The organism is Actinotalea sp. Marseille-Q4924, assembly GCF_916618755.1.
In the GTDB taxonomy this organism is placed as follows: domain Bacteria; phylum Actinomycetota; class Actinomycetes; order Actinomycetales; family Cellulomonadaceae; genus Actinotalea.
Map to the genome: position 1 here is coordinate 140,196 of NZ_CAKAKB010000003.1, position 19,608 is coordinate 159,803.

At 71.6% G+C, this 19,608-nt stretch carries 18 protein-coding genes and 1 other RNA gene; 9 read left to right on the top strand and 10 right to left on the bottom strand.

Annotation, left to right across the window (positions count from 1 at the left end):
* The first annotated feature begins 116 nt into the window (after positions 1-116).
* Entirely contained in the window at positions 117-962 is an 846-nt protein-coding gene (locus tag LG379_RS07325) for a phytanoyl-CoA dioxygenase family protein (protein WP_225753939.1), read from the top strand.
* A 36-nt stretch (positions 963-998) separates the two neighbouring features.
* On the opposite strand, the gene LG379_RS07330 is transcribed toward LG379_RS07325, so the two are convergent.
* The gene (locus tag LG379_RS07330; RefSeq protein ID WP_225753940.1) at positions 999-1,616 is read right to left on the bottom strand and encodes a LysE/ArgO family amino acid transporter; all 618 of its coding nucleotides are present in this window, start codon (positions 1,614-1,616) and stop codon (positions 999-1,001) included.
* A 69-nt stretch (positions 1,617-1,685) separates the two neighbouring features.
* Between LG379_RS07330 and LG379_RS07335 the strand changes: the two genes are divergently transcribed.
* The 3 genes from LG379_RS07335 (at position 1,686) to LG379_RS07345 (ending at position 5,155) form a co-directional block, all read left to right on the top strand.
* Positions 1,686-2,573 carry a LysR family transcriptional regulator ArgP gene (locus tag LG379_RS07335; RefSeq protein WP_225753941.1) on the top strand — a complete coding sequence of 296 codons (888 nt, stop codon included), beginning with the start codon at positions 1,686-1,688 and terminating at the stop codon, positions 2,571-2,573.
* A 191-nt stretch (positions 2,574-2,764) separates the two neighbouring features.
* On the top strand, positions 2,765-3,532 hold the full coding sequence (gene fabI / locus LG379_RS07340; protein WP_225753942.1) for an enoyl-ACP reductase FabI: 768 nt from the start codon (positions 2,765-2,767) through the stop codon (positions 3,530-3,532).
* 120 nt (positions 3,533-3,652) lie between these two features.
* The gene (locus LG379_RS07345) at positions 3,653-5,155 is read left to right on the top strand and encodes a nitronate monooxygenase (RefSeq protein ID WP_225753943.1); all 1,503 of its coding nucleotides are present in this window, start codon (positions 3,653-3,655) and stop codon (positions 5,153-5,155) included.
* On the opposite strand, the gene LG379_RS07350 is transcribed toward LG379_RS07345, so the two are convergent.
* Together LG379_RS07350 and LG379_RS07355 are read right to left on the bottom strand one after the other, a co-directional pair.
* Entirely contained in the window at positions 5,116-5,304 is a 189-nt protein-coding gene (locus tag LG379_RS07350) for a PspC domain-containing protein (protein ID WP_225753944.1), read from the bottom strand. The genes LG379_RS07345 and LG379_RS07350 overlap by 40 nt on opposite strands.
* A 74-nt stretch (positions 5,305-5,378) precedes the next feature.
* The gene (locus LG379_RS07355; RefSeq protein ID WP_225753945.1) at positions 5,379-5,816 is read right to left on the bottom strand and encodes a MarR family winged helix-turn-helix transcriptional regulator; all 438 of its coding nucleotides are present in this window, start codon (positions 5,814-5,816) and stop codon (positions 5,379-5,381) included.
* 76 nt (positions 5,817-5,892) lie between these two features.
* Here LG379_RS07355 and LG379_RS07360 point away from each other — a divergent pair, with 76 nt between their 5' ends.
* Entirely contained in the window at positions 5,893-7,014 is a 1,122-nt protein-coding gene (locus LG379_RS07360; protein ID WP_225753946.1) for a nitroreductase/quinone reductase family protein, read from the top strand.
* Between the two features lie 69 nt (positions 7,015-7,083).
* On the opposite strand, the gene LG379_RS07365 is transcribed toward LG379_RS07360, so the two are convergent.
* The gene (locus LG379_RS07365; protein ID WP_225753947.1) at positions 7,084-7,383 is read right to left on the bottom strand and encodes a hypothetical protein; all 300 of its coding nucleotides are present in this window, start codon (positions 7,381-7,383) and stop codon (positions 7,084-7,086) included.
* A 156-nt stretch (positions 7,384-7,539) separates the two neighbouring features.
* Here LG379_RS07365 and LG379_RS07370 point away from each other — a divergent pair, with 156 nt between their 5' ends.
* Together LG379_RS07370 and LG379_RS07375 are read left to right on the top strand one after the other, a co-directional pair.
* Entirely contained in the window at positions 7,540-8,688 is a 1,149-nt protein-coding gene (locus LG379_RS07370) for a glycosyltransferase (protein ID WP_225753948.1), read from the top strand.
* Between the two features lie 79 nt (positions 8,689-8,767).
* A complete protein-coding gene (locus tag LG379_RS07375; RefSeq protein ID WP_225753949.1) occupies positions 8,768-9,328 on the top strand; it encodes a GNAT family N-acetyltransferase in 561 nt (186 codons plus the stop codon).
* Between the two features lie 292 nt (positions 9,329-9,620).
* Here the strand turns inward: LG379_RS07375 and LG379_RS07380 are convergent, their stop codons facing one another.
* On the bottom strand, positions 9,621-10,790 hold the full coding sequence (locus LG379_RS07380) for a LacI family DNA-binding transcriptional regulator (RefSeq protein ID WP_225753950.1): 1,170 nt from the start codon (positions 10,788-10,790) through the stop codon (positions 9,621-9,623).
* A gap of 333 nt (positions 10,791-11,123) precedes the next feature.
* Between LG379_RS07380 and LG379_RS07385 the strand changes: the two genes are divergently transcribed.
* The gene (locus LG379_RS07385; protein WP_225753951.1) at positions 11,124-13,400 is read left to right on the top strand and encodes a DNRLRE domain-containing protein; all 2,277 of its coding nucleotides are present in this window, start codon (positions 11,124-11,126) and stop codon (positions 13,398-13,400) included.
* A gap of 404 nt (positions 13,401-13,804) precedes the next feature.
* Here the strand turns inward: LG379_RS07385 and LG379_RS07390 are convergent, their stop codons facing one another.
* The 3 genes from LG379_RS07390 to ssrA all read right to left on the bottom strand — a co-directional run bounded on the left by LG379_RS07390 (position 13,805) and on the right by ssrA (position 15,089).
* Positions 13,805-14,212 carry a hypothetical protein gene (locus tag LG379_RS07390; RefSeq protein WP_225753952.1) on the bottom strand — a complete coding sequence of 136 codons (408 nt, stop codon included), beginning with the start codon at positions 14,210-14,212 and terminating at the stop codon, positions 13,805-13,807.
* Positions 14,213-14,306: 94 nt separating this feature from the next.
* On the bottom strand, positions 14,307-14,513 hold the full coding sequence (locus LG379_RS07395) for a hypothetical protein (protein ID WP_225753953.1): 207 nt from the start codon (positions 14,511-14,513) through the stop codon (positions 14,307-14,309).
* A gap of 208 nt (positions 14,514-14,721) precedes the next feature.
* Positions 14,722-15,089, bottom strand: a transfer-messenger RNA (tmRNA) gene (gene ssrA / locus LG379_RS07400).
* A gap of 421 nt (positions 15,090-15,510) precedes the next feature.
* Here ssrA and LG379_RS07405 point away from each other — a divergent pair.
* Positions 15,511-16,683: a serine hydrolase gene (locus tag LG379_RS07405; protein WP_225753954.1), complete on the top strand. Its 1,173-nt coding sequence runs from the start codon at positions 15,511-15,513 to the stop codon at positions 16,681-16,683.
* Between the two features lie 50 nt (positions 16,684-16,733).
* Here the strand turns inward: LG379_RS07405 and LG379_RS07410 are convergent, their stop codons facing one another.
* Both LG379_RS07410 and LG379_RS07415 read right to left on the bottom strand, forming a co-directional pair.
* Positions 16,734-17,735 (bottom strand): siderophore-interacting protein, encoded by a 1,002-nt coding sequence (locus LG379_RS07410; RefSeq protein WP_370634465.1) that lies wholly within the window; start codon positions 17,733-17,735, stop codon positions 16,734-16,736.
* Positions 17,736-17,817: 82 nt separating this feature from the next.
* Entirely contained in the window at positions 17,818-19,608 is a 1,791-nt protein-coding gene (locus tag LG379_RS07415) for a DUF2207 domain-containing protein (protein WP_225753955.1), read from the bottom strand.

Genomic DNA, 19,608 nt, shown 5'->3' on the forward strand with positions numbered 1-19,608 from the left:
GGTCGCCGCCTGGATGGGCCGGCTCTCAGGCGGGCCGATCCGCGGTAAACGTTGAACCGATCGGGCTTCCGGGGTGACACTGGCCCTCCGGACGACGACGACCGCAGGAGGCCACCATGGCGCAGGGCACCTCGCACGGCACCTCGCACGAGATCGACACCGCTCCGATCGTGGACGCGCTCTACACGGACGGCATCACCGCGCTGCGCGGCGCGTTCGACGTCGTGTGGGTCGACCGGCTGCGCGAGGACGTCGACGCCGCGTTCGAGGACGCGGTCAACCGCCCGGGCGGCGCCGTCGGCCGGGGCCCGAAGCGGTGGTACGTGGAGATCCACCCGCAGCAGATCCGCGGGTTCGTCGACCTCGTCACCCCCCCGTGGGTGGTCGCCACGTGCGAGGCCGTCCTCGGCCCGGACTACGAGATCGTCGAGGTCGGCTTCGACACCCCGTTCCCGGGGGCGATGAACCAGCCGTGGCACCGCGACTTCCCCATGCCGGAGGAGACCCGGCAGGAGCGCCGGCTCACGTCGCTCGCGTTCAACATGACGCTCGTCGACACCACGGAGGACATGGGGCCCTTCGAGATCGCGCCGGGGACGCAGTGGGACGACAGCCCGGAGTTCGACCACGGCATGTTCCCCCCGAAGGAGCACTACGGGCGGTACGAGGGCCTCGCCGTCCGCAAGATGCCGCAGCGCGGGGACATCTCGGCGCGGTCAGCGCTGACCATCCACCGCGGGACGACGAACCACTCGGAGAAGTACCGTCCCGTGCTGGTCCTCGGGGTGGACGCCCCCGGGGCCGGCAACGCCGAGCACCACGACCTCGCGGTCACCGAGGACTACTGGGCGGCCCTGCCGCAGCAGGTGCGGGACCACCTGCACTGCCCGGTGGTGGACGAGCTGACGCCGATCGTCCAGAAGCACACGATCGAGGGCCTGGTCATGGGAGAGGCGGAGTAGCCGGCAGCCCGGTCCGGTGGCGCCCCGGGGGCGGGGTCAGAGCGCGGCGGCCACGAGCGACGCGGCGAGCACGAGCATGACGACGGCGATCGCCGCGTCGAGCACCTGCCACGCGCGTGGACGGGCGAACAGGGGCCGCAGGAGCGCGGCCCCGTACCCCAGGGCGCTGAACCACACGACGCTGCCGACGGCGGCGCCCGCCGCGAACCACCACTGCCTGCCCGGGTGGCTCTGGGCGATGGACCCCAGCAGCACGACGGTGTCGAGGTACACGTGCGGGTTCAGCCACGTCAGCGCGAGCGCCGTCGTGGCGGTCGCCGCCAGGGACGCCGGCACGGCCCCGCCGCGGGGCGCCAGGACGTCGTGGCGCACGGCGCGGCGCGCGGCCAGCAACCCGTAGGTCGTGAGGAACACCGCACCGGCGACCCGCACGACGTCGAGCAGGACCGGTCGGCCCTGCACGACGGCGCCGGCCCCCGCGACACCCGCCGCGATGAGCACGGCGTCGGACAGCGCGCACACGAGCACGACGGCACCGACGTGCTGCCGAGCCAGGCCCTGTCGCAGGACGAACGCGTTCTGCGCCCCGATCGCCACGATGAGGGACAGGCCGAGGCCGAGGCCGGAGAGCGCGGCGAGCACGTCGGGGAGCACGCGACGACGCTAGGCGTCGGGGTCGATGAAGACCAGTTCAGGTTTCTGACGATCGGTTAGCGTGGCTTCATGGACCTGGACCTCGCCCAGCTCCGCGCGCTCAGCGCGACGGTCTCCGAGGGGACGCTCGAGGCCGCTGCGCGGTCGCTCCACATCACGCCGTCCGCGGTGAGCCAGCGGCTGCGCGCCCTCGAGGTCGCCACCGGCCGCGTGCTCCTCGTCCGCAGCAGGCCCGTGCGGCCGACCGAGTCGGGGGAGGTGCTGCTCCGCCTGGCCCGGCAGATCGACCTCCTCGCCGGGGACGCCGTCGCCGAGCTCGGCGTCGCGGCCGCGGACGACCGGATCGTCACGCTGCCGATCGCGGTCAACGCCGACTCCTTGGCCACGTGGGCCCTGCCCGCCCTGGCCGAGCTGGCGGGCGACGTCGCGCTCGAGCTGCACCGCGACGACGAGGAGCACACCGCGGCCCTCCTGCGCTCCGGCGCGGTCGTGGCCGCCGTCACGACGGACCCGGACCCCGTCCCGGGGTGCTCGGTCACGCGCCTCGGCGTCATGCGCTACCGACCGACGGCGTCGCCGACGTTCGCCCGCCGCTGGTTTCCCGGCGGCGTGACGGCCGAGGCGTTGGCGCGCGCGCCCGTCGTCGTCTTCGACCGCAAGGACGACCTGCAGCACCGCTACCTGCGCGAGCGGCTCTCGGAGCCGGTGTCCCCGCCGACGCACGGGGTGCCCGCGTCGGCGGAGTTCCTCACCGCCGTCCGGCTCGGCATGGGCTGGGGGATGCTCCCCGACCTCCAGGCCGCCGCCGCGCGCGACGCCGGCGACCTGGTCGACCTGGACCCGGCCGGGGCCGTCGACGTCGTCCTGCACTGGCAGCAGTGGAAGCTGCGATCGGCGCGGCTGGACCGCGTCGGCGCGGCCCTCGCGACGGCGGCGCGCGCCCAGCTCCTGCGGTGAGGCCACCCGAGCCGTGACCGCGGTGCGTCCGCCGGACTCGCCCGCTGCGTCGTGGGCACCCGACAAGACGACCGGTTGTTCCTGTCCGCCGGGCGACCGTCGCGGCCGGACCCGGCGGGCTAGCGTCGGGCCCGGCCGTCGCAGCGCCTGCGCGCCGGCGACGCCCGCACACGACTGGACGGAGTCCCTCGATGGGCCTGCTCGACGGCAAGAAGCTCCTCGTCACCGGCGTCCTGACCGAGGGATCCATCGCCTTCCACGCGGCACGGCTCGCGCAGGAGCAGGGCGCCGACGTCGTCCTGACGTCGTTCGGGCGCCAGCTGCGGCTCACCCAGGCGATCGCGCGCCGGCTGCCCGCGGCGGCACCGGTGGTCCGGCTCGACGTCACGTCGGCGGAGGACCTCGCGGCGCTCGCCGACGTGGTGGGCGAGCACACGGACCACCTCGACGGGGTCGTCCACTCGATCGGGTTCGCGCCGCAGTCGGTCCTGGGCGGGAACTTCCTGGCGGCGTCGTGGGAGGACGTCGCGACGGCGGTCCACGTGTCCGCCTTCTCCCTCAAGGCCCTCGCCGTGGCCTCCCGGCCGCTGCTGCGACGGGGCTCCGCCGTCGTCGGGCTGACCTTCGACGCGCGGTACGCCTGGCCGGTCTACGACTGGATGGGAGTCGCGAAGGCGGCGTTCGAGGCTACGTCGCGGTACCTCGCCCGCGACCTCGGGCCGGACGGCATCCGGGTCAACCTCGTCTCGGCAGGCCCCGTCCGGACGACCGCCGCGACCTCGATTCCGGGGTTCGAGGAGATCGAGCGGCGCTGGCCGGAGCGGTCGCCGCTGGGTTGGGACATGCGCGACGCCGAGCCGACCGCCCGGGCCGTCGTGGCCCTCCTGTCCGACTGGTTCCCGGCGACCACCGGCGAGGTCGTGCACGTCGACGGCGGCTTCCACGCGACGGGGCTGTGACCGCGGCCGGGAGGGACGAAGGTCCCGGGTGCGCCGGGACGGCCTGCCTACGGTGAGCGAACCTACGGAACCGTAGGTTGCCGCCCCCGGGGTCCCGCCGAGCATCGAGGAGCCGCGCCCATGAGCTCACCGTCCGCGTCGACGGGACCTCCCGGTGGCCACCCCCGCGCCATCCAGGGCGGGATGGGCGTCGCCGTGTCGTCGTGGCGACTCGCGTCGGCGGTGGCCCGCGCCGGACAGCTCGGCGTCGTCTCCGGGACGGCGCTGGACCTCGTCCTCGCGCGCCGGCTCCAGGACGGCGACGTCGACGGCAGCTGCCGGCGGGCGATGGCGGCGTTCCCCGTCCCGGAGGTCGCCGACCGGGTGCTCGAGCGGTACTTCACAGCCGGTGGACGCGCGGCCGGCCGGCCGTACCTGCCCCAACCGCGGCTGGCCCTGCGGCAGACCCGCGCGATGCAGGAGCTCATCGTCCTCGGCAGCTTCGTCGAGGTCTGGCTCGCCCGTGAGCGCCACACCGGCCGGGTGGGCATCAACCTCCTCGAGAAGGTCCAGATGGCCACCCCGGCCGCCGTGTACGGCGCCATGGTCGCGGGCGTCGACGTCGTCCTCATGGGGGCGGGCGTGCCGCGGGAGATCCCGCGGATGCTCGACCGGCTCGCCGCGCAGGAGCCCGTGCGGCTGCCCGTGCACGTCACCGGCGCCGCGGTGGGCGAGCACGGTGTGGACCTCGACCCGGTGGGGCTCCTCGGCCCTCTCACGGTCCGTCGGCCGGACCTGCTCGCCATCGTCTCGGCCGACGTGCTCGCCGCTTATCTGGCTCGCGACGAGGCGATCCGCCCCGACGGGCTCGTCGTCGAAGGCCCGAGCGCCGGCGGTCACAACGCGCCTCCTCGGGGCCGTCCCGTGCTGGACGACCTCGGCCAGCCGGTGTTCGGGCCGCGCGATGCCGCCGACGTGGCGAAGGTCGCGGCCCTGGGCCTGCCGTTCTGGCTCGCGGGCTCGTTCGGGACGCCCGAGGCGCTGCAGGCGGCGCAGGCCGCGGGCGCGTGCGGGGTGCAGGTCGGCTCGCTGTTCGCGCTGAGCTCCGACTCGGGGCTGGCGCCGTCGTTGCGCGAGAGCCTGCTGGCGGAGCTCCGCGCAGGGACGCTCGAGGTCCGGACCGACCCCCGCGCCTCGCCGACCGGCTTCCCGTTCAAGGTCGCGCAGCTCGCGGGGACCCTGTCGGACGAGCGCCTCAGCGCTGACCGGCCGCGCCTGTGCGACCTGGGGTACCTGCGCACGCCGTACGTGCGTCCGGGCGGTGGCGTCGGCTACCACTGCCCGTCCGAGCCGCTCCTGACGCACGCCCGCAAGGGCGGGAGCGTCGCCGAGGCGGCCGGCCGGGCGTGCCTGTGCAACGCGCTCGCCGCCAACGTGGGGCTGGGGCAGACGCGGCCCGACGGCTACGTCGAGCAGCCGTTGGTGACCCTGGGCACCGATCTCGAGGGGCCCCTGCGTCTGGTGCGGACGTACCCGGGTGGGTGGTCGGCCGCGGAGGCGGTGCGGTGGCTGCTCGCGGGCGACGCCGTACCAGCCCCCGAGGGTCAGCGCGCCTTGGGGATGAACACCCACAGGACGACGTAGGCGAGCTCGCCGGCGCCGACCAGACCGAAGACGACGAACAGCAGCCGGACGAGGGTGCGGGACAGCCCGAAGCGGTCCGCGACGGCGGCGGCGACTCCGGCGATGACGGCGCCCTCGCCCCGTCGCGGGCGGGTCAGCGTGGTAGCCATGCGGTCCTCCAGCTGTGGGTGGGTGACTCTCTGTCTACACGGCGCCGAGGTCGTGCGCCCGTCCGGACCTCCGCTCACCCGGCCGCGAGCAGCCGGGCGAGCAGCCGTCTCAGCGTGGCGTGGCCCTCCGGGCCGAGGACGTCGTCGAGGCGGCTCTCGATGCCCTGGATCGTGGCGATGCCCGCCGCGATGCACTGCTGTCCGCGCGGCGTCAGGACGATCAGCTTCGCCCGACGGTCCGTCGGGTCGGGCGTCCGCTCGACGTAGCCCAGCTCCTCCAGCTCGTCGACCAGCTCGCCCATGGCCTGAGGTGACATGTTCGCCCCCCTCGCGAGCGCCGTGAGGCGGCTGCCGTCGGGGTGGATCTGAGCGAACACCGCGGAGTGGGAGGGCTTCTGCGGGTAACCGGCACCGACGACACCGTCGACGATCTGGAAGCCCAGCATGCTGTACGCACGCCCGAGCATGGCGACCGTGTTGCCGGCCTGCTCCGGGGTGTGCTCTTGCCGCATGGTCACATCCTCAGGTATACCTGACTATCAGGTGAACCGTAGGACCTGTCCGGCACCAGCTCGCGGAGGCGCGCCGATGAGGACCACTGCCGCTCCCACACCGGCTCGTACCGAGGAGATGGCCGTCATCCACCGGGTGTTCCGGCGGGGCCTTCCCATGGTCGCCGGGCTGGTCCGTCGCACGCCGCCGGGCGCTACCGGCCGCTCGGAGGTGATCGCCGGGCATCTCGACTTCCTGCTCAGCGCCCTTCATCACCACCACTCCGGCGAGGACAGGAACATCTGGCCACTGCTGCTGGAGCGCGCCGCCCCCGCGGCCGAGCTGGTCAGGCGGATGGAGGCGCAGCACGCGACCGTCGCGGAGCGGTCCGGCCGGGTCCGCTCGTTGCTGGACGCCTGGCGGGGATCGGCGACGGACGGCGAACCGCTCGCCGTGGCGATCGACGAGCTCAGCGCCGCGCTGGGCGAGCACCTCGACGACGAGGAGGCTCACGTCGTACCGCTCATCCGTGCCCACATCACCGCGCCGGAGTGGGAGCGGTTCGGTCGCCAGACGTTCGAGGAGCTCACCGATCCGGAGAAGCTGACGGCGACGGGGGCCCTCGAGGACGTGGCGACGGCTGAGGAGGCGGCCTGGTTCACCGGTGGACGGCCCGTCGCGACCACGGTGATGTGGCGACTCGTCGGACGCCGCCGGTACGACCGCTACATCGCCGGGGTCCGCGGCACGTCGTCTCCCGGCCCGGCGCTGCAGCGGCTGTTCCGGGGGGCCAACCGCCTGGCCGTCGCGCTCTACCGCCGCTCGGGCGGCAGGATCGGTGGCTCGGCGAAGGGCGTACCCGTCCTGCTGCTCACCGCTCCGGGGCGGCGTACCGGCACCCCGCACACCGTGCCCGTGGCGTACCTGGAGCACGAGGGCGGCTACGTCGTGACCGGGTCGGCGGGCGGCGCCCCGGTCGACCCTCAGTGGTTCCGCAACGTCCGCGCCGCCCACTGGGTCCGGATCGAGATCGGCACGGAGTCCTACGACGCCGAGGTGACGGTGCCGGACGCCCCCACGCGCGATCTGCTGTGGCGCGACGTGGTGCTGGCGCGCGCCCCGTTCTTCGCGAAGTACGAGGAGAAGTCAGGCCGGATCATCCCGGTGGCCGTGCTGACCCCGCGACCTCCTGTCCCAGGGTCTCGCGGTCCGGGCTGACTCCCGAAGGGCGCGGCCACGCCGTCACGACGGCGTGGCCGCGCCCCCCGGCGTGGATCTATGCCCTGGTCAGCGGCACCAGGCGAAGAGCGAGGGGCTCTCGGTGTGCAGCTTCACGACCTGGCCCAGCGAGAGGTTGCTGCCGGCGGGAAGGGTTGTGAAGATCGGGCCGCTGACCGGGTCGGCCAGGGTCGAGTAGTCGATCTGCTTCTGGGCCGCGGCCTGCAGGAGGCCCGCCTCCTTGAGGAAGCCGATGCCCTGCTGGGCGCACGCAGCACCGGCGTTCGCGGGCGCGGCGGTCGCGGGCGCGGCGGCGAAGCCGGCGCTGAGCACGAGGGCGGTGGTGGCGAGGGCGATCTTCTTCTTCATGGGGAGCCTCCTGAAGTGATCTCGTGTCCGGTTCATCCCGGACCTCACCTCCACTACGGCGGCGGGTGCTCCGTCGGATGCACCACATCTCGTCCAGTCAGGCTGAGGTCCGCCTGCCCCCTGTCGCACGGAGCGCCCCGCTGCGAGACTGCGCTGGTGAGGCTTGTCTTCGCCGCCATCCCGGCGTTCGGGCACCTGTACCCGCTCATGCCGTTGGCCCTGGCCTGCGCGGACGCCGGCCACGACGTGACGGTGGCAGCCGGGCCGCCCTTCCTGGGTCGACTGCCCCTCCCGACGATCCTCCAACAGCCTCCAGGGCTGGACCTGGAGGCGACCATGGCGGAGACGCAGCGACGCAACCCGCACCTCCATGGCGGGGAGCTGATGGTCGGGCTGTTCGCCGATGTCACGGCCGAGGCAGTGGTCGAGACCCTCCTCCCTGCGCTGGAGGCGTCCCCGCCGGACCTGATCGTGTACGAGGCGATGGATGCCGGGGTCGGCGTCGTCGCCGACCTGCTGGGCGTGCCGGCGGTCGCGTACGCCATCTCGCTCGTGCAGGACGGTCCCGCGGCCGTCCATCCGGCGACGGTGCGGTACCGGCAGGAGGCGTGGCGCAGGCGTGGCCGGCGACCGCCGGAGGACGTCGTGCTGCTGGGGCGGGGGCTGCTCGACCACACCCCGCCGTCGCTGCGTGGGCTCGGCGCGGCGCTCGACGCGACGAGGTTCCCGGTTCGGCCCGTGCCGTATGCCGAGGGCTCCGCGACCGTCCCGGCATGGATGACGGCTCCCGCTTCCCGGCCCCGGGTGTACCTCACGCTCGGCACGGTCTCGTTCGGCGCCGTCGATGTGCTGAGGCGAGCGGTCCAGGAGATCTCGAGCCTGGACGTCGACCTGCTGGTCGTCGTCGGGCCCGAGGGAGACCCGGCGGCACTCGGTGCGGTGCCGGCGAACGTCCAGGTGGAGCGGTTCGTCGACCAGGCGGGTGTGCTCGCCCGGGTCGACCTGCTCGTCCACCACGGGGGGACGGGTTCCGTGCTTGGCGCGCTGGCGAACGGACTACCCCAGCTGGTGATGCCGCAGGGCGCCGACCAGTACGCCAACGCAGCCGCACTGAGCGAGGTCGGTGCTGCGCGGGCCCTGGTGGAGCCGTACCCCGAGTCCGGGGCGATCCGGCGGGAGGTCGAGCACCTGCTGTCCGGAACGGCGGAGCGGGGCAGGGCGCGGGAGCTCCAGGCCGAGATCGCGGCCCTCCCGGAGCCGGCCGACGTCGTCGATCAGCTGGTCGCTCTCGCGGCGGACGGCTAGACAGGGCGCCGCGCGGCAGTCTTCAGTGCGCTGCGCGCGGGCTCTCGCATCTGGGCAGAGCGTCAGCACAGGTATGAGCGTGAGGGGGCTGATCTCGTTGACGACGCTGCAGACGGGGGCGCACCATCGGGACATGCACGAGGCCGGCATCGCCCTGGTGCGACTCAGCGAGGTGCCGCTCGAGGCCGTTCACGCGCTGCTGAACGACGAGCGCAGCCATCGACACCTCCCGCTCGCGGCTCCCTTCACTCCGGAGCAGGTGGCCGCCTGGGTCCGCGACAAGGACGCTCAGTGGGAAGAGGCCGGCTACGGCCCCTGGGCCGTCACCGTCGACGGACGGCTGGCCGGCTGGGGCGGTTTCCAGCGCGAGGCGAGCGGGGCCGATCTCGCTCTGGTCATGGATCGTGCCGACTGGGGCATCGGCCGGACGCTGCTTCACGTGATGCTCGAGCGCGGGTTCGCGGAGCTCGGACTCGACGAGGTCACCGTGGCGCTCCCGTTCTCACGCAACGCCACACGTGCGCTCATGCGGTTCGGTTTTCGTCCAGACGGCGAGGTGATGTACGGCGGGATCATGTTCCGGCAGTACCGTCTCGACCGCGCCGCGTGGCAGGTCACGGCAGCGTCGCTCCTGGAGTAGCAGCCCTGGCAGCCCTCCGTGACGTCGCTCCCGGGGGCGAGCCCGGGCACAGAAGAGCGATCCGTGTCGACGGATGGCTGTCCCTGGTCGACCGACCAGAGTGCTCCAGCGTCCAGGCGTCGATACCTGCTCGACCTTGCCGCCGTCGTCGACACGCGTGCACCGTGGAACCCATGCATGACGCCTGAGTTCCGCCACTCGACAGCGCCTGCAACCGACTCCAGCACTGACCGGCACGCCCCGGCTGTCCGCGAGGGCCGCCGCGCGCGCGGCAGGTCGGAGCCGGCAGTCGTCATCGCCGCCGTCGGCGGCCCGGTGCCCGGGCAGTCGAGCGGCGCACGATCAGCTCGTTGGGCAGGGCGGCTTCGAGCGCAGGCTCCTCGCCGCTGATCCGGCCGAGAAGCTGCGTGACGGCCTGCCGGCCCTGGGCCGCGAAGTCGACGCGGAGCGTCGTCAGTGGCGGGCGGTAGTACGCCGCATCTGGGACGTCGTCGACACCCGTCACGCTGATGTCGTCCGGTATCCGCAGGCCGCACTCCTCGAGGGCAAGCATGGCTCCCAGGGCCATCTGGTCGTTCGAGGCGACGATCGCCGTCGCCTCGACCCCGCCCGCGAGGGATCGGACCGCTTCGTACCCGGACCGTGCCGACCAGTCGCCGTGCACAGTTCCGACGGCTCGGAGCCCGTGAGACGTGAGCTCCGTCTCGTATGCCCGGACGCGGTTGCGCGCCGACGACCATGTCCGCGGCCCCGCGATGTGGAGGAAGTCGCGATGACCGTGGTCCGCGAGGTGCTCGATGAGCGATCGGAAACCCGTCGTGGTGAGCTCAGAGCGTGTCTCGCCACCGGTGTCGTCAGGCTCCGCACCGATGAACGCGGGGACACCGAAGTCGGCCCTCTCGAACGCGGACGTCATCTCGTCCGTTGAGGACAGAGCGAGGACGCCGGCGAGGTCGTGGTGGCGGAGCAGTTCGAGCGCTTCCTCGATGGAGCCGGGACTGCTGACGTCGAGGGTGACGATGTCCATGACGTAGCCGGCGGCGCGCGCCGCGGCAGCGGCGCCATGGATGATCTTGCTCGGTCCGAACCGGTCGATCTCGTGCGTCAGTGCCCCGATCCGGTGCGACCGTCCCGTCGTGAGGGACCGCGCCGTGAGGTTGGGCCGGTAGCCGAGGAGCTTCAGCGCGTCGGTGACGCGGTCCCGGGTGGCCGGGCGGATTCCCTCGTAGCCCTGCAGATAGCGCGTCACCGTCTGGTGCGACACGCCCGCCGCGCGGGCGACGTCGTAGATGGTCGGCGGCTTGTCGGCGTTCTGGGGTGAGGCGCGTCTGAGGGTGGAGAGCGCCTCGCGCCGCCGCGGCGGAGCATCGCCCTCGGGCTCGACGGGCGCGGACGCGAGGGCGTCGGGCTCAGCGTCGGTCTTCGAAGGGACGGACGCCCCCGCGGCCTCGGTCGTCGGCACGGCCGAAGGAGAGGGTCGATCCATGGCGGCTCCTTCCGTGCGTCGCGAGAGACGTGCGGAGTGCCCAGTATCACCCCATAACGCCGCTTTCGTCGGCCTGCGGAGGTGACATGTTGCCGGTAACAGGTTTTGATTTGCGCGCGTGTTGTCGACAACATCGACGCATGCAGATGGTGATGAATTAAATGCTAGAGTTCGGCGGCGTCAAGAAAGCAGAGGCCGTGCTTTCCCCGCAAATCGGACAAAACCTTGAGCAATGACATGCGGGGAATTACGACATTGCGATTCTACCGAACCGACCGAAGGGTGAACGTGAGACGGAAACTACTCGCCATGCTTACAGCGGCAGGCATGGGCGTGGGATTGGCGGTGACGGCGGCGGCCTCCAGCCAAGCGGCCGGGACGGTGACACTCTTCCCTACGGCCGACACCTACGTCCGGTATGACCATCCGAATACGAACTACGGTTCTAGCGTTCGATGGTCCGTCGATGGCCGGGCGGACGTGAGGCGTAGTAGCCTGATCCGCTTCCAGGCACCCACCATCCCAGCGGACGAGAGAGTAGTTTCAGCTAAGCTTTCCGTCACGGCCAAGCTGGACCTCGCCCTGTCCGCTACGGACCGTGTGAACGTCTACCAGACCACCGGCTCGTGGACAGAGACCGGGGCCACGTGGAGCAACGTTCCCGCGCGCGGGACTTTGCTGGACGGCAAGGGTGGGTTCCTTGATGACCAGCGCGTGGAATTTGACGTCACACAGGCTATCGGGGACGGCGGCTCCGTAAACTTCAAGATCGAGTCCGACGTCCGGAAGTGGATCGGCTTCACCTCCAAGGAAGCTTCTGACGCTTCCAAGCGTCCGCAGCTCATCGTGAAGACCGAACCGCGCGTCGGATCTGAGCCGACACCGACGCCTACGCCTACCCCCACGGCGACGACCCCCACGGCGACTATCCCTGGGCCTCCTCCGCCCAGCACCGACGGCGTTACTGCTGCTTCCACCCAGAACTGGGGAGCCCCGGTAGCTGGTGACGAGTTCAACTACACCGGAGCGCCGGACCCTTCCAAGTGGAGCGTCTATGCCTCCGCCGGGCACGCGGGCAACGGTATCCGCTCGCCACAGCAGGTCACCGTCGACGGTTCCAAGATGGTCATGAACGGCACAGCTGACGGGACTACCGCTGGCATGTCGGCCAAGTTCGCCAATCAGAGGTACGGCCGTTGGGAAGTGCGCGCGGCCGGCTCCGGCGATGACGAGTACCACATGGTTTCGATCCTGTGGCCCGACTCCGGCAACTGGCCCTGTGACGGCGAGATCGATTACGCCGAGACAACCGGTGACTGGAACATCATCCAGTTCTTCCACCACTACTCCTGCGAGAACCGTCAGGTATCCGCCACCAAGGCGCTGGATGTTTCCCAGTTCCACAACTACGCGGTTGACTGGCACCCCGGCGGCATCATCGGTTACGTGGATGGTGTGAAGTGGTTCGAAACCACAGACCCGGCCCAGTTCCCCCCGGGCCCGATGCATCAAACCCTTCAGCTGGACTGGTTCCCGGACTCCACCGCGAACGGTACCGGTGAGATGAGGGTGGATTGGGTACGCGTTCACGCCCCGGCCGGCACTACCCCGCCGAGCCCGACGCCTACACCTACGCCGACTGCGCCGCCGGCTCCGGCTACCGATGGTTTCCAGTTCGCCGCAGTCGGGGATATGAACCCCAGCGGTCACACCTCCGCTACCGGCGACTCGGGCAAGAACGCGAACAGCATCAAGGCAGCACTGGCCGACGGCACACTGGACAACTTCATCGGACTGGGCGATTTCCAGTACAGCGTGGGCCATTGTGGAGGGCTCTCGGCCTACCCGAACGACACCTTCGCCAAGTGGCAGACCCAATGGGGCGCGTTCAAGGACAGGACGTACTGGACTGCAGCGCCGAACCACGACTACGAGCCCGGCCGGAACACCGATCTTGCCAGGTTCATGGATGGTCAGTGTGTGTCTACCACCAGGAGTGCCACCAGCACTGATCCGACCCGCAACGGCCCGAACCCTGCCGGTACATTCCAGAAGGATGAGGAATGGTACAGCTTCGACAAGGGCAACTGGCACTTCCTTGTTGCCCCGTCTGCTGTGTGGCGGTATGACGCCACCCGCGCCCGCGCCATGACCGCCGAGATGGACGCCAACCTCGCTGCAGCCCGGGCAGCGGGCAAGCATCTCGCCGTGGTCATGCATGACCCGTACTTCACGTCGAACACCTCTTCGCACACCCGTTTCACTGAGGGCAAGCCGTGGATCGACGTGTTCTGGAAGAACCGGGTCAAGGTTCTGCTCTCCGGCAGCCAGCACAACTATGAGCGGTCCTGTCCGGTGAACAACGCGGATCAGTGCGTTGCCGACGGGATGCAGCAGTTCCAGGTCTCCACGGGCGGCATCAGCCTCCGGTCCTTCACGAGCAACCCCGCCTACATCCAGAAGAAGTTCTCGGATACGTGGGGTCACCTTCGGATGGACCTGAAGGACGACGGCTCCTACACGTGGCAGTTCGTTCCCACCTCCGGCGGGATGCAGACTGACTCCGGCTCCCGGGCCGCGCAGTAGCACCACACAGGGACGCCCCCGGTCGATGGGTCGGGGGCTTTCCCTTGCCCGGCTGTACCCATGGTCTGCTGCCTCAGGCCGATGGGGCGGTGACAGTGTTGTCAGACCCGACTCGCCTCGGTTCGATGCGTCCCTCGGGGTGCCTCGGCATCCTCGGCGTACGTCTGGGCACCCCGGCCGTGGACGTCGCGGCGGTGGCCGACGGTCGAGCGATGTAGCGGTGATCAGGATCGAGTTACACAGGCCTTGCCCTGGCCAGCCCGCCGAGCTCGCACCGGTGCGACGGAACCGCCGTCGGAGCCGGCTACAGGGGAGGGTTGAGCGGCCCTCGGGGTGGGCACGACCCTGTCAGGGTGCGAGACCCGGCCCGTCAGCGGAGCCTGTGCGCTGAGCTGAGCGACTGGTCAGGGGCACAGTGCGAACCCGACGACGGACACCGGGTTGTGCACCCGTTCGAAGGCGAAAAGGCCTGGGGTGCCCTTGTGGACCTGCGAGTGGAACGAGGGAGGGTCGTGCGCCTCGCCGGTGCCGAATCCGACACCCGCCTTGTCCACGCACGCGCCGGGAGTGTCGATGATGTGGGAGTGGTCGGCAGACGCCGGCCCAGCCACAGCGAGAGTCAAGAGGGCTGCTGCACCTGCAGTCGCGAGAAGGCGCGAGACGTTCATGTCATCCTCCGGATGAGGCCGATCGAGTTGGTGGCACGCAGGGCCGACGGCGCTGAACGAGGCGACGACGCCTGAACCGCGCACTTTCGCAGTGCGCATCGCCGGCTGCACGCTGCGCAGAATCAGCACGATGGACCGGGTCACGGGGGACGCCGTTGTCCTCGATCGATCCTGCTCCTCGTACGCATGCAGCGCAACACTCGCGGCGTCCGACGTCGGGCACCGTCGAGGCGACGGTTCACATCTCCAGCACGACGTCGGCCTGCTGCTGGTAGGTGTTCAGCTCGTCGGCCGCCTCGGTCGTGTCCCAGCGGGTCCGTGACAGCGCAGGGACGAGCCGGTACCGCCCGGTCGGCAGGGGACCGGACGGGACGAGGAGGGCCCGTAGCCGTTCTGCATCATCGTCACCGGTACGTCGATCTCGACCTCGACCGTCGGTCGGCACCAGACGCCGAGGAGGATGGCCAGCTCTGCGGAGAGCAGCAGGACGCCACCCAACCACGACGGGCTGGCAAGCATCCTGCGAACTCGACCGGCTCGCGCGTGCCCGGCCTCGGCGTCCGGTCGGCTCTCAGCGCACACGAAGGGCCGCCACCCCCGGCGAGAGGGATGACGGCCTTCAGGGCGTGCCCACCTTGCGGCGGTCACAGCGTGCGTGGAGGTGGCGGGAATCGAACCCGCGTCCGGCGGCAGTGAAACAGGGCTTCTCCGGGTGCAGTCTGCTGACGATTTTCTCGGCCCCAGCGATCACGCAGACATGTCGCTGACGGGCCCAGTCATCTGAGTGTCGCGGCAGCCCCGATGACGAGGGCTACAGCCAGTGGCTTCCTAGATGACGCCAGGAACTGAGACGGAAGCTAGCTCAGGCTGACGGACTCCGGGACTCGCTCAGGCGGCGAGTGCGAAGTCGGTGCGCTTGGAATCGGCACCTATTGGTTTGCATGGATCGTTGACGAGATGACCATGCATCCTCGACCCGCTTCCCCTGGATCGACGACCGTCGTCGAAACCGATCACCCCCTGTGCAGTTGTCAACCACGCGCCCCAGCGGCAAGGCCGGGACGAGCAGGTCCATCGTAGGTCAGAACCGCGGCGCCGTCGTCGCTATTCCGCCCGCGCCGCTGGGGGTGCTCTCCGCTCCAGCAGACGCGAGGCGGGGCGGCGACCCTCCCACCTCACCCGCCCCGAACCGCCCGACAGCGGCCAGGATCGCGCCGTCGCGCCGTCGCGCCGTCGCGCCGTCGCGCCGTCGCGCCGTCGCGCCGGTGCGCCGTCGTGTCGTTGACGTGTCGACGGAGGAAGAGGACGGTTGAGATGCAGCCCGCTGCAGCGGCTCCGGCCGTGGCGGCGGTTGTGCACCGTGTCGCTGCGGAGCGGCTGCCGAGGGCGGACGCCGCCCTGGTCCGCGCTCCGGATCCGTCGGTGATGAAGGTGGTGGCGCGATGAAGCGCTTCCTGGGCGGGTCGGTGTCATCCACGTGTCCGCGGGCGCGCACGTGCGCCGTCGTCGTCCTGGTCGCCTCACTGACGGTCGTCGGGTGCAGCGCGGGGCCCCCGGCGGAGGTTCCTGCGCCCACGGCGGAGACGACCACGGCGCCCGCGCAGGTGTGCGCGCAGCGTGCCGCGCATCCCGCCAAGGACGCCTCCCTCGATCAGCTCCTGACGCGGTTGACCGCCGACACGTCCGGCGGCGTCGTCATCGCCCTGGGCAAGGGTGGCGAACCGATCCGCTTCTGCGCGGCCGGTCGAGCGGACCGCGCCGAGCGGCAGCTGGAGACCGGCGACGCCTTCCGCATCGGCAGCATCACGAAGACGTTCGTGGCGGTCCTGGTGATACAGCTGGTCGAGGAGGGTCGCCTGGACCTCACTGCCCCCGTCGAGTCGGTACTGCCCGGGGTGCCCTGGACAACCGGCGTCACGGTCGAGCAGCTGCTGAACCACACCAGCGGCATCCCGAACTTCTACGACGCCCTGTACGCCCAGGCCACGGCCGACAGGGACCGGCTCTGGACGCCGCAGGAGGTGCTCGCACTGGTCGGCACCTTCCCACGCCGCTTCGAGCCGGGCGCCGATCAGGAGTACTCCAACTCCAACTACCTCCTGCTGGGCATGGTGCTGGAGTCCGTGACCGGGCAGCCGTGGACGCAGCTGGTGCAGGAGCGGATCGTCGTCCCGCTGGGTCTGACCCGGACCGGGGCAGGCGGGGACGCGCCCGAACCGGTCACCGGCTTCTCCACGTCCTTCGGTGTCGACCGCGACTCAGAGGGGATCTCCTACCGGGCGATGGCCACCGGCGCGGGCGCGGCCGGGAGCATGGTGTCCACCGCCCCGGACCTGGTCACGTTCTTCACCGCGCTCGCCGGCGGCGACCTGGTCAGTCAGGACTCGCTGAACCGCATGAGGTCCTTCGTGCCGTCCGACGAGGAGGCGTGGTACGGCCTCGGCCTCGGACGGGTCGACTTCCCCTCCGGTGACGGCTTCGGGCACTCAGGCGAGATCCCCGGATACACGAGCCTGGCCGCGATCCGACCGGAGTCCGGGGACCTCGTCGTCATCCTCACCAACGACGACAACACACCCCACCTGGACCTCGACCGGCTCTTCGCAGCCTGGTGAGCGTCGGCGACGTCACACGGACCCGGTGCGCGTCGCTGGAGCGCGCGCGTTCACTGCCTCTCGGCGCGACCCTGCCGCCAGTAGCCCATGAAGGCGACGTTGCGCCGGTCGACGCCGACGTCACTCACCAGGAACCGGCGCAACGAGCGGACGACACCGGCCTCGCCCGCGATCCAGGCGTAGAAGTCGCCCGTCGTGGGATCGAGAGGGGCGTCCCACAGCAGCTCCGTGTCCACGTCCACGTCGTCGAGCTCGTCGGGCGTGGGCCGCACGGCGCCGGCCAGGTGGCTCATGTGCCGGGGGAGCCAGGCGGCGAGCGCCTGCTGCAGCAGCAGCCCGTGGGGCGCCACCGCCTGGAACCCCTGCGCCGTCACGCACCCGGCGTCCCGGGCGACCCAGGTCACCTGGGAGCGCCCCGGGACCATGACGTTGAGGATGTCGGCGCCGGTCGGCACCTCGACGAACGCCTGTGCCGTGACCCCGGGACGCAGCGACTCGACGATGCTGCAGATGGCCGGTGCCGCCGTCTCGTCGCCGACGAGCAGGAGGTGGCGTGCGCTCCCCGGGCGCCAGTCGATGCCGGCGGTGCGGTCGGCGCTCCGCGCGTCCGGCCCGACGACGACCACCCGGTCGCCGACGGCGGCGCGACGCAGCCAGGCCGCGGCCGGGCCGTCCGGACGTCCGGGGTGCGGGTCGTGCAGCACCATGTCGACGTCGAGCTCGCGCCGCTCCGGGCGGGCCGCCCGGACCGTGTAGGTGCGCACGGGGTTGCGTTCCGCCTCCGGCAGGGCGCGCCAGCGGGCGTACCAGGTCCCGGCGAGGATCGTCTCGTGGTCGTCCGCGCCGACGTCGCAGAGGCGGCCGTCGGGTGTGGGCAGGACCAGCTTGATGCGCTGGTCCAGGCCGGCGGTGCCGAGACAGCCGAGGTCCTCGCCGGTGAACGTCACCCGGACGAGGTGCGGCGACAGCCGCAGGACACGCTGGACGACGGCCTCGTAGGGGCGGTAGGCGGGGTAGGCCCGCGCCATCGTGGCCTGAACCCGAGTAAGCACAGCCTTACCTTACGCCCCCGCCGGCGCCCGGCACGGTGGTGTGGTCGGGACCACAGGAGGCCCGCGCCGTCGCCGCACCGGTCTACCAGGTCCCGCCGCCGCCCCCACCGACACCGGCACCTGCCGAGCCCGCCGTGAACCCGGTGCCGCCGCCTTCGCCCGGCGTAGGCGGCGGAGCGATGACGGCCGCATCCGTGGAGCGCGTGAACCGGTCGATCCGCTCGCCGAACGTCCCGGTCGCCCACAGCGCGCCGTGGCCCACGTACCAGGTCGGCTGCGCGGCGGGCCGGCCGTGCGTCGGCGGGACGGCGAGAACCCGCGCCCAGCGCCGCGTCAGGCCGAACGCGACCGCGAACGGGAGGTGCGTGCTGAAGACCTCCAGGTGGTCCTGCGACCCCGACCCGTCGGGGTCCGCCGCCTCCAGGTACCGGCGGAAGGCCTGCGTCTCGCGCAGGACGGCGACGCCCCGAGCGGTCCGGAGCGGCGCGACCCCGGTCGTGGCGAGCACGGCGGCGCCGACCACGACGACGGCGGCGCCCACCAGCGCGAAGGACGTCCACACGGCGAGCGCCACGGTGACGACCACTCCGCCGGCGAGGACGGCGACCCCGACGGTGACACGACGGTTCCGGGCCGCCCGCGGGTCGGCGCGGAACCAGCCCCGTGCGGTGACGTCGTCGTAGAGGGCGGTCCGGACCTCCGCCAGCGTGCCGTCGAACGTGCCGGCGACCTGGGAGAGCATCACCACGTCCCGACCCTCGAAGAACCGGTCCACCAGGATGCGCTCGTACGGGAGGAGGTCGTCGGTGGACCGTGCGGCGCGGGTGAGGGTCCAGTCGCCCTCGGTGACCTCGGCGATCGTGACGTGGCCGCGCACGGCCAGGTCGACGAGCGTCGCCGTGACGTCACGCGCGTCGGCCCGGCCGTCCACGAGCGTGCCGAGCTGCCCCGGCCGCAGGCCCTCCGGTGGGGTCGAGCGGACCCCGGTCGGGTCGGACCGGCGCCGGCGGGTGTCGGCGATGGCGCCCGACGCCGGTTCGGAGACGGCGACGAGGCCCGCGAACCGGCGGTCCCGACGCTGTCGGAGCGCGGCACCCACGCCGACGAGCACGACCACCCCGGCAAGTCCTCCGGTGACCGGCGTCAGGGCGAACGCGCGGCCCGGTGCCCACCGGTCCTGCAGGATGGGCTCGACACCGCCGAAGGTGCCTGCCGGGTAGGCGATCGCGACCGTCAGCGGCTCGCCGGGCACCAGCGTGGCCTCCGCGAACGTCGCGGTCGGGCCCTCGGTCTCCGTCCGCATGCACGCGGCGTCCTGACCCGCGTAGCAGCGGGCGGCCTGCACCTGTCCCGGACCGACGACGGTCACGCCGACGTCGATGACCGGGATCGTCCACGAGTCGCCGATGACGTTGAGGAACAGCTCGTCGTGCTCGAGGCCGAACGCGTCGGCGGAGCTGACCCAGCCCTCGACGCGGTAGGTCACGCGGTACGAGTGGACGCCCGTGAGGTCGTCCTGGTCCTCGTCACCGATCCGCACCTCCAGCAGCGCGCCCCTGGTCTCGAGGTGCACCTCGTCGGGCGCGGTGCGGCTGGACGCCCGCACGTCGGTGATCCGGTAGACGCGGTCGCTCGCCTCGTCGAAGCGCTGCTTGACGACGTACGAGAGGTACGGCCCCCGGTTCGGGTCCTGGCCGAAGTCCACCTCGAGGACGAGGTCGACCTGTGCCACGCCGTCGTCGTCGAGCGTGATGGTGACGTCGTAGCGGGTGACCCGGTCGTCGCCGTCCGTGGCCGCGGTGGCGGGGCCGGCGACGACGACGGCCGCCCCCAGCACGATGCCGACGGCGACCCGGCGAGGCCCCCCACCCAT

What these genes read in the sequence shown, in the direction of transcription:
- LG379_RS07325 (WP_225753939.1), top strand. Translation starts at nt 117, where the DNA reads ATGGCGCAGGGCACCTCGCACGGCACCTCGCACGAGATCGACACCGCT.
- LG379_RS07335 (WP_225753941.1), top strand. Translation starts at nt 1,686, where the DNA reads ATGGACCTGGACCTCGCCCAGCTCCGCGCGCTCAGCGCGACGGTCTCC.
- fabI (WP_225753942.1), top strand. Translation starts at nt 2,765, where the DNA reads ATGGGCCTGCTCGACGGCAAGAAGCTCCTCGTCACCGGCGTCCTGACC.
- LG379_RS07345 (WP_225753943.1), top strand. Translation starts at nt 3,653, where the DNA reads ATGAGCTCACCGTCCGCGTCGACGGGACCTCCCGGTGGCCACCCCCGC.
- LG379_RS07350 (WP_225753944.1), bottom strand. Translation starts at nt 5,304, where the DNA reads ATGGCTACCACGCTGACCCGCCCGCGACGGGGCGAGGGCGCCGTCATC.
- LG379_RS07355 (WP_225753945.1), bottom strand. Translation starts at nt 5,816, where the DNA reads ATGCGGCAAGAGCACACCCCGGAGCAGGCCGGCAACACGGTCGCCATG.
- LG379_RS07360 (WP_225753946.1), top strand. Translation starts at nt 5,893, where the DNA reads ATGAGGACCACTGCCGCTCCCACACCGGCTCGTACCGAGGAGATGGCC.
- LG379_RS07365 (WP_225753947.1), bottom strand. Translation starts at nt 7,383, where the DNA reads ATGAAGAAGAAGATCGCCCTCGCCACCACCGCCCTCGTGCTCAGCGCC.
- LG379_RS07385 (WP_225753951.1), top strand. Translation starts at nt 11,124, where the DNA reads ATGCTTACAGCGGCAGGCATGGGCGTGGGATTGGCGGTGACGGCGGCG.
- LG379_RS07405 (WP_225753954.1), top strand. Translation starts at nt 15,511, where the DNA reads ATGAAGCGCTTCCTGGGCGGGTCGGTGTCATCCACGTGTCCGCGGGCG.
- LG379_RS07415 (WP_225753955.1), bottom strand. Translation starts at nt 19,608, where the DNA reads ATGGGTGGGGGGCCTCGCCGGGTCGCCGTCGGCATCGTGCTGGGGGCG.